General features: G+C 52.4%; 11 protein-coding genes. 10 read left to right on the top strand and 1 reads right to left on the bottom strand.

What is annotated here, in order from left to right; genetic code table 11:
- Positions 1–44 precede the first annotated feature (44 nt).
- From dnaJ to nhaR, 3 genes are all read left to right on the top strand, one after another.
- On the top strand, positions 45–1,181 hold the full coding sequence (gene dnaJ / locus NXT09_RS08015) for a molecular chaperone DnaJ (protein ID WP_205551774.1): 1,137 nt from the start codon (positions 45–47) through the stop codon (positions 1,179–1,181).
- Between the two features lie 282 nt (positions 1,182–1,463).
- The gene (gene nhaA, locus NXT09_RS08010) at positions 1,464–2,660 is read left to right on the top strand and encodes a Na+/H+ antiporter NhaA (protein WP_268579360.1); all 1,197 of its coding nucleotides are present in this window, start codon (positions 1,464–1,466) and stop codon (positions 2,658–2,660) included.
- 32 nt (positions 2,661–2,692) lie between these two features.
- Positions 2,693–3,607, top strand: coding sequence for a transcriptional activator NhaR (nhaR, locus tag NXT09_RS08005; RefSeq protein ID WP_268579359.1), 915 nt, complete (start codon positions 2,693–2,695; stop codon positions 3,605–3,607).
- A gap of 37 nt (positions 3,608–3,644) precedes the next feature.
- Here the strand turns inward: nhaR and rpsT are convergent, their stop codons facing one another.
- Positions 3,645–3,908, bottom strand: a complete 264-nt coding sequence (gene rpsT, locus NXT09_RS08000) for a 30S ribosomal protein S20 (protein ID WP_010681770.1) — start codon at positions 3,906–3,908, stop codon at positions 3,645–3,647.
- Between the two features lie 425 nt (positions 3,909–4,333).
- Between rpsT and ribF the strand changes: the two genes are divergently transcribed.
- The 7 genes from ribF (at position 4,334) to carA (ending at position 12,794) form a co-directional block, all read left to right on the top strand.
- Positions 4,334–5,275, top strand: coding sequence for a bifunctional riboflavin kinase/FAD synthetase (gene ribF, locus NXT09_RS07995; RefSeq protein ID WP_268579358.1), 942 nt, complete (start codon positions 4,334–4,336; stop codon positions 5,273–5,275).
- A gap of 31 nt (positions 5,276–5,306) precedes the next feature.
- A complete protein-coding gene (gene ileS, locus NXT09_RS07990) occupies positions 5,307–8,120 on the top strand; it encodes an isoleucine--tRNA ligase (RefSeq protein WP_268579357.1) in 2,814 nt (937 codons plus the stop codon).
- Complete coding sequence (gene lspA / locus NXT09_RS07985) at positions 8,117–8,632, top strand: signal peptidase II (protein ID WP_094371036.1); 516 nt, start codon at positions 8,117–8,119, stop codon at positions 8,630–8,632. The genes ileS and lspA overlap by 4 nt, the downstream gene beginning before the upstream one ends.
- The gene (gene fkpB, locus NXT09_RS07980; protein ID WP_268579356.1) at positions 8,632–9,105 is read left to right on the top strand and encodes an FKBP-type peptidyl-prolyl cis-trans isomerase; all 474 of its coding nucleotides are present in this window, start codon (positions 8,632–8,634) and stop codon (positions 9,103–9,105) included. The genes lspA and fkpB overlap by 1 nt, the downstream gene beginning before the upstream one ends.
- Positions 9,086–10,036 carry a 4-hydroxy-3-methylbut-2-enyl diphosphate reductase gene (ispH, locus tag NXT09_RS07975; protein ID WP_014916702.1) on the top strand — a complete coding sequence of 317 codons (951 nt, stop codon included), beginning with the start codon at positions 9,086–9,088 and terminating at the stop codon, positions 10,034–10,036. The genes fkpB and ispH overlap by 20 nt, the downstream gene beginning before the upstream one ends.
- Before the next feature lie 342 nt (positions 10,037–10,378).
- A complete protein-coding gene (gene dapB, locus NXT09_RS07970) occupies positions 10,379–11,200 on the top strand; it encodes a 4-hydroxy-tetrahydrodipicolinate reductase (RefSeq protein ID WP_240583804.1) in 822 nt (273 codons plus the stop codon).
- Between the two features lie 445 nt (positions 11,201–11,645).
- A complete protein-coding gene (carA, locus tag NXT09_RS07965) occupies positions 11,646–12,794 on the top strand; it encodes a glutamine-hydrolyzing carbamoyl-phosphate synthase small subunit (RefSeq protein WP_010306691.1) in 1,149 nt (382 codons plus the stop codon).
- The last annotated feature ends 9 nt before the right edge of the window (positions 12,795–12,803 follow it).

Genomic DNA, 12,803 nt, shown 5'->3' with positions numbered 1-12,803 from the left:
GAAACTCTGCGCCCGTGCACGCATGTTGAGGGGCAGGAAAAGAAATGGCGAAGCAAGATTATTACGAAAGCCTGGGCGTTGCTAAAAACGCGGATGAGCGCGAAATAAAGAAAGCATACAAGCGTCTGGCGATGAAGTACCACCCGGACCGTAATCCTGGTGATAACGAGGCAGAAGCCAAGTTCAAAGAGATCAAAGAAGCCTACGAAATCCTTATCGATTCGCAAAAACGCGCAGCCTACGATCAGTACGGTCACGCGGCGTTTGAGCAAGGTGGTATGGGCGGAGGCGGCGGTGGCTTTGGCGGCGGCGGTGCAGATTTTGGTGATATTTTTGGCGACGTGTTCGGAGACATCTTTGGCGGCGGTCGCCGTCAGCGCGCGAGCCGTGGATCCGATTTACGCTACAACATGGAGTTGACGCTGGAAGAAGCGGTACGTGGCGTCACCAAAGAGATCCGTATTCCCGCACTCGAAGAGTGTGATGTGTGCCACGGCAACGGCGCGAAGCCGGGTAGCTCCCCGATCACCTGTCCGACCTGTCATGGTAATGGTCAGGTTCAGATGCGTCAGGGCTTCTTTACCGTGCAGCAGGCGTGCCCGCACTGTCATGGTCGCGGTAAGATCATTAAAGATCCGTGCGTCAAATGTCACGGTCATGGTCGCGTAGAAAAGAGCAAAACGCTGTCGGTGAAAATTCCGGCGGGCGTGGACACGGGCGACCGTATCCGTTTGTCTGGTGAAGGCGAAGCGGGCGAGCACGGCGCACCGTCAGGTGATTTGTACGTTCAGGTGCAGGTTAAAGCGCACCCGATCTTCCAGCGTGAAGAAAACAATCTGTACTGCGAAGTGCCGATTAATTTTGCGATGGCAGCATTAGGCGGCGAGATTGAAGTTCCGACGCTGGATGGCCGCGTGAAGCTGAAAGTGCCTGCCGAAACGCAAACCGGAAAACTGTTCCGTATGCGTGGCAAAGGCGTGAAATCGGTACGTGGCGGTGCGCAGGGCGATCTGCTGTGCCGTGTGGTTGTAGAAACGCCGGTTAACCTGAACGAGCGTCAAAGACAACTGTTGCAAGAGCTTGATGAGAGCTTTGGTGGCCCGTCTGGCGAGAGAAATAGCCCACGCTCGAAGAACTTTTTCGATGGCGTGAAGAAATTTTTCGATGATTTAACCCGTTAATGGTTTGTCGTTAACGCGTGATAAGAAACCGGTGGGGTAAAACCTGCCGGTTTTTTTATGACGGAGATCCCTGTCCGCCAACTTGCGACCGTTGCTGCACAACGTTGAAAAACGCCCGATGTTTTTTATTCCTTCCTCTCGAGCCTCAATTCAATAGATCGATTTTTACGACTATTAAGCCAGTTTTAATCTGCTTTTAACGAGTGGTTAGGTCACGTAATCTTGCCGGCAAGAAAGCGAACGTGCGGTATTAGCGTTCGTGCCTGATGGGAGATTAAGTCAATGATAACAATGATTCGTCGCTTTATTCGATTGGATGCCGCCGCTGGTGTGATGCTAATGATGGCAACGGTTTTGGCGATCGCATTTGCCAACTGGTCTGTGACTGCCGCTGGCTATCAACAATTCCTGATGATGCCGGTGGAAATGCGGTTTGGCGCACTGGAAATCAATAAGAACCTGCTGCTGTGGATTAACGATGGGCTGATGGCAATTTTCTTCCTGCTGATTGGCCTGGAAGTGAAACGCGAGCTCGTTGAAGGCACGTTAGCCAGCCGTCAGCAGGCGATGCTGCCACTGGCGGCTGCGGTGGGCGGAATGATTTTTCCTGCCTTGCTCTTTCTGCTTTTCAACGCCAATGATGAGACGACACGCGCTGGCTGGGCGATTCCTGCAGCGACAGATATCGCGTTCGCTGTTGGTGTGCTGACGTTATTAGGCAAGCGTGTTCCCGCTGGGCTGAAAGTCTTCCTGCTAGCGCTGGCGATCATTGACGATCTGGGGGCGATCCTGATTATCGCTCTGTTTTATACGCAGCAGATCTTCTGGCCTGCACTGGGTGGTGCGGTGCTGGCGATTGCGGCGCTGGCCTATATGAACCGGCAGCAGGTTGGTAAAACCTCCGCCTATTTGCTGGTGGGGATCGTCCTGTGGGTCTGTATTCTGAAATGTGGTGTTCACGCGACGCTGGCTGGAGTGATCGTCGGATTCTTTATTCCTTTGCGCACGTCCAACGGGGAATCTTCTCCGGCAACCACGCTGGAACATGGCTTACAAACGTGGGTCGCGTTTCTGATTATTCCGCTGTTTGCCTTCGCGAACGCAGGCATTGTGTTGCAGGGGATTGTGCTGGAAAAACTGTTTTCCCCTTTGAGCCTTGGCATTGCCGCCGGGTTGCTGATTGGTAAACCGCTGGGCATTACTTTGTTCAGTTGGCTAACCATCCGGCTGGGCTACGCGCGTCTGCCCGCGGGTGTTCACTTTAGCCAGATTGTGGCGGTGTCAGTGCTGTGTGGCATCGGCTTTACTATGTCGATATTCATTACGCTGCTGGCCTTCTCCGGCGACGATGCGGAATTGATTACCTATGCCAAGCTGGGAATTTTGTTGGCATCGGGGCTGGCTGCGCTGCTTGGCTATCTGGCGCTACGCGGCGTCTTGCCTACGCTGGACAAGGCGATGCAACCGTGTAAGGGTTGATGCTATGCCGGAGGCGCGAAGAGGGGGCGGGTGTGTCTCATTTGAATTTTAATCATCTCTATTATTTCTGGCAGGTTTATAAGTCGGGATCCGTGGCTGGTGCGGCAGAAATGCTGTTCTTAACGCCGCAGACCATTACCGGGCAAATTAAATGCCTGGAAGAGCGTTTACAGGGCAAGCTCTTCAAACGTAAGGGGCGCGGGCTGGAACCGACGGAGCTGGGACAGCTTGTTTTTCGCTATGCGGATAGCATGTTCCAGCTTAGCCAGGAAATGTTGGATATTGTGAACTACCGCAAAGAATCGAACCTGTTATTCGATGTTGGCGTGGCTGATGCGCTGTCCAAACGGCTGGTGAGCAGGGTGCTGGAAACGGTCGTAACGGAACAGGAACATATCCATTTACGCTGTTTTGAGTCGACGCACGAAATGCTGCTGGAGCAGTTGAGCCAGCATAAGCTGGATATGATTCTGTCAGATTGTCCGGTGGATTCGACGCAGCAGGAAGGGCTGTTTTCAATCAAGCTGGGCGAATGTGGTGTGAGTTTTTATTGTAAACGTCCGCAGCCTGAACTGCCTTTCCCCGCCTGCCTTGAACAACGTAAGCTGCTGATTCCCGGGCGGAGAACTATGCTGGGACGTAAGCTGCTGAACTGGTTTACTGCGCAGAACATTCAGACGACTATTTTGGGCGAATTTGATGATGCGGCGCTGATGACGGCGTTCGGCATTAATAACGACGCGATTTTCGTTGCCCCGTCGCTGTATGCCAATGAAATCTACCAGCAGGGCGATATCGTCGAGATCGGCAGGATTGAGAACATTCAGGATGAGTATTACGCGATTTTTGCGGCCAGAATGATCCAACATCCGGCGGTGCAGCGCGTCTGTAACGCGGATTTTTCAGCGCTCTTCTGTGATACCACAGACACAAAAAAACCGGCCTAGGCCGGTTTTTTCTTAGCAACAACACGCAGATGCGTGATTATTGCATGGCGTTGATGCGCGCAACCAGATTGGATTTATGACGTGCAGCTTTGTTCTTGTGGATCAGGCCTTTACCAGCCTGGCGATCCACGATCGGTTGCATGTCATTAAATGCTTTCTGTGCCGCTTCTTTATCGCCAGTAGCGATCGCCGCGTATACTTTCTTGATGAAAGTACGCATCATTGAGCGACGGCTTGCGTTATGCTTACGGCGCTTCTCAGATTGTACGGCGCGTTTCTTAGCTGATTTGATATTAGCCAAGGTCCAACTCCCAAATATATTCAATCGAGGACAATTCAAAGGCCGTGGAATATGCTCGTTTAGCCTTCGTTTGTCAATGGATTTGTGCAAATAAGCGTCGTTTGTACGTCGACACTTGTTACGTTGTGATGGCGCAGGATTTTAGCAGCTTCACGCGGTGGAATACAGCTTTTCGCATCATAAATTCATCCTGAATTTGATAAAGCCCTGTCTGTCATCGGTAAAGTCGGATTGCATGTGCTGTCCGCCGTCTGGATATTCTGCGCATAGGCGTCATCCATCGATGATTCCGCTAAAAAACGTGCAAATACTGGCACGATTTACAAGGTGGCTGCAAAAGGCGCGAATCGCGGGTTAACCTTACTCGCTGTACAAGGTATAATCCGCCGATTTCCATAATATTAACCCTTTGTTCTGGGCCAGCCATGCAGCTAATTCGCGGTATACACAATCTTCGGGCACACCATTACGGCTGTGTGCTCACTATTGGTAATTTTGACGGCGTGCACCTCGGACACCAAATGCTGCTTGAACGACTGAAGCAGGAAGGTCGCGCTCGTGGGCTGCCGGTGATGGTCATGATTTTTGAACCACAGCCGCTGGAGCTCTTCGCCGCTGAAAAAGCGCCCGCCCGTCTGACGCGTCTGCGTGACAAGGTGAAATATCTGGCGCAGGCCGGCGTGGACTATCTGCTGTGCGTCAGATTCGACGCACGTTTTGCCGCCAACGATGCGGAGACGTTCGTTTCTTCCCTGCTGGTGAAAAAATTGGGCGTGAAGTTTCTGGTGGTGGGAGATGACTTCCGCTTCGGGGCTGGTCGTCAGGGAGATTTCCTGTTATTACAGAAGGCTGGGCGTGAGTCGGGATTTGATGTCATCAGCACCGATTCGTTCTGTAATAGCGGCAAACGGGTTAGCAGCACTGCCGTACGTGAAGCGCTCAGTCGTGATGAACTTGAGCTGGCAGAAAGCCTGTTGGGCCATCCTTACAGCATTTCCGGGCGTGTGGAACATGGCAAAGAACTGGGGAGAACCATTGGGTTCCCTACCGCCAACCTGCCGCTGAAACGTCAGGTTTCCCCTGTTAGCGGCGTGTATGCCGTCAGCGTTTATGGGCTGGGGCAAGAACCGCTACCGGGCGTTGCCAACATTGGCACGCGTCCGACCGTAAACGGTGACAAACGCCAGCAGCTTGAAGTGCATTTGCTGGACGTGACGATGAACCTCTATGGTCGTCATATTGAAGTCGTACTGCGTAAAAAGATCCGTAATGAACAGCGTTTTGCTTCGCTCGATGCGTTAAAACAGCAAATCGCCGATGATGTGGTGACAGCCCGGACGTTCTTCGGGTTAAAGACACCGGTTTAATTTTTCTAGCCGAAACGAAATCGAGAATCTAATGAGTGACTATAAGACTACCCTGAACTTGCCGGAAACAGGGTTCCCGATGCGTGGCGATCTGGCCAAGCGCGAACCTGACATGCTGAAACGTTGGTATGAGCAGGATCTGTACGGGATTATTCGCAATGCGAAGAAGGGAAAGAAGACCTTCATTCTGCACGATGGCCCTCCGTATGCGAACGGCAGCATTCACATTGGTCACTCAGTTAACAAGATTCTGAAAGATATTATTGTTAAATCAAAAGGTCTGTCTGGCTACGACTCCCCTTATGTACCGGGCTGGGACTGCCACGGTCTGCCGATTGAACTGAAAGTAGAACAGCTGATCGGTAAGCCGGGCGAGAAAGTCAGCGCCGCAGAATTCCGCGCTGAGTGCCGTAAATATGCGGCAGAGCAGGTTGCGGGTCAGAAAGCCGACTTTATTCGTCTTGGCGTGCTGGGTGACTGGGATCGTCCTTACCTGACGATGGATTTCAAAACCGAAGCGAACATCATTCGTGCGCTGGGCCGCATCATTGAAAACGGCCACCTGCACAAGGGTGCCAAGCCGGTTCACTGGTGTGCCGACTGTGGTTCCGCGCTGGCGGAAGCGGAAGTCGAATATTACGACAAAACCTCTCCATCCATTGATGTCGCGTTTAACGCCAGCGATGTGGCCGCGGTATTAGCCAAATTTGGCGTGAATAGCGTAGACGGCCCTGTTTCGCTGGTGATCTGGACGACCACGCCGTGGACGCTGCCGGCAAACCGTGCGATCTCGCTGAATGCGGAATTCGATTATCAGCTGGTGCAGATTGATGGTCAGGCGCTGATTCTGGCGACCGATCTGGTTGAAAGCGTGATGAAGCGCGCAGGCGTGACACAGTGGCAAGTGCTGGGCGACTGCAAAGGCGCGGATCTTGAGCTGCTGCGTTTCAAACATCCGTTCCTGGGCTTTGACGTACCGGCTATTCTGGGCGAGCACGTCACGCTGGATGCAGGTACCGGTGCGGTGCATACCGCCGGTGGTCACGGTCCTGACGACTATGTGATCAGCCAGAAATACAATCTGGAAATCGCCAACCCGGTTGGACCGAACGGCTGCTACCTGAGCGGCACCTATCCTGAACTGGATGGCAAATTCGTTTTCAAAGCCAACGACCTGATCGTTGAAATCCTGCGTGAAAAAGGCATGTTGCTGCACGTAGAGAAATTGCAGCACAGCTACCCGTGCTGCTGGCGCCACAAGTCACCGATCATTTTCCGTGCCACGCCACAATGGTTTGTCAGCATGGATCAGAAAGGCCTGCGTAAGCAGTCGCTGTCTGAAATCAAAGGCGTGCAGTGGATCCCGGATTGGGGTCAGGCGCGTATCGAAGCGATGGTCGCCAACCGTCCTGACTGGTGTATCTCCCGTCAGCGTACCTGGGGCGTGCCGATGTCGCTGTTCGTTCATAAAGAGACGGAAGAGCTGCATCCGCGTACCGCTGAGCTGATCGAAGCGGTAGCGAAACGTGTGGAAGCCGATGGCATTCAGGCATGGTGGGATCTCGATCCGGCCGATGTGCTGGGCGCAGATGCTGACAACTACGTCAAAGTGCCGGATACGCTGGACGTGTGGTTCGATTCTGGATCAACGCACGCGTCTGTTGTGGATGTTCGCCCTGAATTCGGCGGTCACGCAGCGGATATGTATCTGGAAGGTTCCGACCAGCATCGTGGCTGGTTCATGTCTTCCCTGATGATCTCTACGGCGATCAAAGGCAAAGCGCCTTACCGTCAGGTGCTGACCCACGGTTTCACCGTTGATGGTCAGGGCCGCAAGATGTCCAAATCGATCGGGAATACTGTCAGCCCGCAGGATGTAATGAACAAACTCGGTGCCGACATTCTACGTCTGTGGATCGGTTCAACGGATTATTCCGGTGAAATCGCTGTATCCGATGAGATCCTGAAGCGTTCCGCCGATGCCTATCGCCGTATCCGTAACACCGCGCGTTTCCTGTTGGCGAACCTGAATGGGTTCGATCCACAGCAACATATGGTGAAACCAGAAGACATGGTTGTGCTGGATCGCTGGGCAGTAGGCTGTGCGAAAGCGGCACAGGAAGAGATCCTCGAAGCGTATGAAAGCTATGATTTCCACCGTGTCGTACAGCGCCTGATGCAGTTCTGCTCGATCGAAATGGGCTCGTTCTATCTGGATATCATTAAAGATCGTCAGTACACGGCAAAAGGCGACAGCGTCGCACGCCGTAGCTGCCAGACCGCGCTGTACCATATCTCTGAAGCACTGGTTCGCTGGATGGCACCGATTATGTCCTTCACCGCAGATGAGATCTGGAACTACCTGCCGGGTGAGCGTGCGCAGTACGTCTTTACCGAAGAGTGGTATGACGGTCTGTTCTCGCTGGATAGCGCAGAAACCATGAACGATGCGTTCTGGGCTGATGTTCTGAAAGTACGTAGCGAAGTGAACAAAGTCATCGAGCAAGCGCGTAATGACAAACGCATCGGTGGCTCGTTGGAAGCCTCCGTTACGCTGTATGCCGACGCCAATCTGGCGGGCAAGCTGAATCAGCTGCGTCAGGAACTGCACTTTGCGCTGTTGACGTCAAAAGCGCTGGTGGAACGTTATGAAAATGCGCCGGATAGCGCGCAGGCAACGGAACTCACCGGACTGAAAATTGCCTTAAGTGAGGCAGAAGGGCACAAGTGTCCACGCTGCTGGCATTACGAGACGGATATCGGTAGCAATGCCGAGCATCCTGAAGTGTGTGGTCGCTGTGCGACTAACGTGGGCGGTAACGGCGAAGAGCGTAAATTTGTCTGATGAATAAGATCTGTTCGAGTGGACTGCGCTGGCTCTGGCTGGCGATACTGGTTTTAATTGTCGATCTTGGCAGCAAGCAGTGGATCCTTGCCCACTTTGCGCTGGGAGATACAGTGCCAGTGATGCCGTCTCTGAATCTGCATTACGCCCGTAACTACGGCGCAGCATTCAGCTTCCTGGCGGATAAAGGCGGTTGGCAACGCTGGTTCTTTGCCGGCATCGCGATTGCTATCGTGGTTGCCCTGCTGGTGATGATGTACCGTGGCAGCGTCAAACAGCGGCTGAATAACATTGCGTATTCGCTGATTATCGGCGGCGCACTGGGCAATCTGTTCGACCGGACATGGCACGGATTTGTTGTCGACTTCATCGATTTCTATGTCGGTGATTGGCATTTCGCCACGTTTAACCTTGCCGATACCGCTATCTGTATTGGTGCGGCACTCATCGTACTGGAAGGATTTTTCAGTACGCATGATGATACTGATACCGTTAAGCAAAAGGGTCACTGATGTCCGAGAGTGTTCAGCATAACAGCGCGCTGCTGGTGCATTTTATTCTGACGCTAGAGGATGGCTCAGCGGCTGAATCTACGCGTGAGCGCGGCAAACCAGCGCTGTTTCGCCTTGGCGACGGCAGCCTGTCTGACGCGTTGGAACAACAGCTGTTGGGATTGAAGCGTGGCGATAAACGCAAGTTTACGCTGCCGCCGGAGTCGGCCTTTGGGCCGACCAATCCGAACCTGATCCAATTCTTCCTGCGTCGTGATTTTGCCCAGACCGGTGTGCCGGATGTTGGCACCATCATGCTGTTCAGCGGCGTTGCCGGAAATGATATGCCGGGGATTATCCGCGATGTGACCGAAGAGTCGGTCACCGTGGATTTCAACCACCCTCTATCCGGTCAGGCGATTACCTTCGATCTTGAAGTGCTGGATATCGATCCCGTACAACAGGAGGTGACTCATGCAGATCCTGCTGGCTAATCCGCGCGGCTTTTGTGCCGGTGTCGATCGGGCTATCAGCATTGTGGAACGTGCGCTGGAGCTTTTTGGTACGCCGATCTACGTCCGTCATGAAGTGGTACATAACCGCTATGTGGTCAACGGATTACGCGAACGTGGCGCGATTTTTATTGAGCAGATTGAAGACGTACCGGATGGTGCGATTCTGATTTTCTCTGCACATGGCGTTTCGCAAGCGGTACGTAATGAGGCCAAAAACCGCGATCTGACGGTATTCGATGCGACCTGTCCGCTGGTGACCAAGGTACATATGGAAGTGGCCAGAGCCAGTAAGAAAGGTGTAGAAGCGATTCTTATCGGGCATGCCGGGCACCCTGAAGTTGAAGGAACGATGGGGCAGTACAGCAATGCGGACGGCGGCATGTATCTGGTGGAATCCCCTGAGGATGTCTGGCAGCTACAGGTAAAAGACGAAAGCAACCTGTGCTTTATGACGCAAACCACGCTTTCTGTTGATGACACCTATGCGGTGATTGATGCGTTACGTGAGCGTTTCCCGCAGATCGTCGGTCCGCGTAAAGATGACATCTGCTATGCCACGACCAATCGTCAGGAAGCCGTTCGCCACTTGTCGGATAAGGCGGATGTCGTGTTTGTCGTCGGCTCTAAAAACTCCTCAAACTCCAACCGTCTGGCTGAATTGGCACAGCGCGCGGGGAAAGCGGCTTATCTGATAGATTCAGCGGAAGATATCCAGGAGTCATGGCTAGCGGGTGCTTCGCATGTTGGAGTAACCGCAGGCGCATCCGCACCGGATATTCTGGTACAACAGGTGATTCAGCGCCTGAAAGAGTTAGGCGGCAAGGTGGCGGTTGAGATGCAGGGACGTGAAGAAAACATCGTCTTTGAAGTGCCGAAAGAGCTGCGTGTTGAAGTCAAACAGATAGATTAATGTTGTTTCTGCGGTAGGGCTCCTCCGGCCCTATCGCTTTTATACCCCCATTTTCTTACTCGCTGTTATTCATTCGTGAAAATGTTAATGCATAAAAATGAATTTTTATGCGTTATGTTATGTGGTTTAATTTTGACCACTTCTACTTATCTTCAAATCCCTTGCGGTTTTTCATCGCTCTGATGCGCCATTTTGCTGGCTGTGGTGAGACAGTTTTGCTGATTTTCTGCGGCTTCAAACAGTATTTTCTAATCTGGCGGTAAATCCGCTGGCGATAGTGCGCAGTGCCCGTTAACCTGATGTTATTTTTATGTCGTCAGGATCAAAAAAGAGAGAGACATTATGAAGGATTCATCCATCCGTATTGCGGTTGTAGGGGCGGGCGGCCGTATGGGACGCCAGCTGATTCAGGCTATCGAGCAAATGGACGGCGCGGTATTGGGCGCGGCGCTGGAGCGTTCTGGTTCGTCTCTGATAGGAAGCGATGCCGGTGAACTCGCCGGGCTGGGTAAAAGCGGTATTACCGTGAATGAAAGCCTGGATGCCGTGCAGAATGATTTCGATATTTTGATCGACTTCACCCGTCCGGAAGGCACCTTAGCGCATCTGGCATTTTGCCGTCAGCACCGTAAAGGCATGATTATTGGGACAACCGGCTTTGATGACGCAGGGAAAGCGGCGATTAAGCAGGCGGCGCAGGATATCGGGATTGTGTTTGCGGCGAACTTCAGCGTTGGCGTCAATGTCATGCTAAAGCTGCTGGAAAAAGCTGCCAAGGTCATGGGCGACTATACTGATATCGAAATCATTGAAGCACACCACCGCCACAAAGTGGATGCGCCATCGGGCACCGCGCTGGCGATGGGCGAAGCGATCGCCGATGCGCTGGGACGCGATCTGAAGTCCTGTGCCGTGTACGCGCGTGAAGGCCATACGGGTGAACGCGATCCGAAAAGCATTGGTTTTGCGACCGTGCGAGCGGGCGATATTGTCGGTGAACATACGGCGATGTTTGCTGATATTGGCGAGCGCGTTGAGATAACCCACAAGGCATCCAGCCGTATGACATTTGCCAATGGTGCAGTAAGAGCGGCTATCTGGATTAGTTCTAAAGAAAGTGGCATTTTTGATATGAGAGATGTGCTTTCTCTGGACGATTTGTAGTGTTTGTTTTTTTATAAAAAATTATATCTAGCTGATAAAGGTGGTTATTTTTATGATCACCTTTATTTTTGCCAGTTACGTTTCAATTTTTATCTATTGTTTCTTTTTATCTGTTTTTTATTCGGTTTTTTAGCGCCAATTCTTCCTTGTGACTCCTGAAAAGTGCCTTGCTGGCGATTTGTTATCCTTATTTTAGCGATGTTGTCTCGCAACCGTTTACTTATCTAAGTTGATCGGGTTTTTTACGTCAGTGGGCGGCTATTTATTTCGGAAAGCATAAAAATAAGAGAAAAAAAGCGGTTTGGGTAGACAATCAGGAAGACCATCATTAAAATGCGCCCAATTTGCCAAAAATTGGCCTTACAGGTAGTTTTTGCATTGATTTAGTGGCTCGAATCTGAATTAATATGCAAATAACGTGATTGTTTATTCCTTGGAGGGTGTTTTGATTAAGTCAGCGCTATTGGTTCTGGAAGACGGAACCCAATTCCACGGTCGGGCCATTGGGGCAGAAGGGTCGGCAGTGGGGGAAGTGGTCTTCAATACGTCGATGACCGGTTATCAAGAAATCCTTACTGATCCTTCCTATTCCCGCCAGATTGTCACTCTCACTTATCCCCATATCGGTAATGTCGGCGCCAATGCCAACGATGAAGAATCCCCCTCTGTACAGGCTCAAGGTCTGGTTATTCGCGATTTACCTCTGATTGCCAGCAACTACCGTAGTGAAGAAAGCCTGTCTGAATACCTCAAACGCAACAACATCGTCGCCATTGCTGATATCGATACCCGTAAACTGACCCGTCTGCTGCGTGAGAAAGGCGCACAGAATGGCTGCATCATCGCGGGTGATGCGCCGGACGCTGCCGTCGCGCTGGAGAAAGCGAAAGCCTTCCCAGGGCTGAAGGGCATGGATCTGGCAAAAGAAGTGACGACGGCAGAAAGCTACAGCTGGTTACAGGGAAGCTGGACGCTGGAAGGCGAATTGCCTGCGGCGAAAAACGAAAGCGAACTGCCTTACCACGTTGTGGCTTATGACTACGGTGTGAAACGCAACATTCTGCGTATGCTGGTGGATCGCGGCTGCCGCCTGACGGTCGTTCCCGCGCAGACACCTGCTGAGGACGTACTGAAGCTAAATCCAGACGGCATTTTCCTCTCTAACGGCCCGGGCGACCCAGAGCCGTGTGACTACGCGATTCGCGCGATCAAAACCTTCCTGGAAACGGATATTCCGGTATTCGGCATCTGTCTGGGTCACCAACTGCTGGCACTGGCGAGCGGTGCGAAGACCATCAAAATGAAGCTGGGTCACCACGGTGGCAACCATCCGGTCAAAGATCTGGATAACAACTGTGTGATGATTACCGCGCAGAACCACGGCTTTGCGGTTGATGAAAATAACCTGCCTGCCACGCTGCGTGTCACGCATAAATCCCTGTTTGACCACACCGTTCAGGGGATTCACCGCACGGATAAGCCCGCGTTCAGCTTCCAGGGTCACCCAGAAGCGAGCCCAGGCCCGCACGATGCCGCGCCGCTGTTCGACCACTTTATTGACTTGATTCAGACTTACCGTTCTTCAGCTAAATAATCAGGAGCG

The sequence above is a fragment of the Pectobacterium jejuense genome (assembly GCF_026800125.1).
GTDB lineage: Bacteria > Pseudomonadota > Gammaproteobacteria > Enterobacterales > Enterobacteriaceae > Pectobacterium > Pectobacterium jejuense.
Note: the sequence above shows the minus strand (reverse complement) of the source record. Positions and strands in the feature narration are given on the sequence as shown.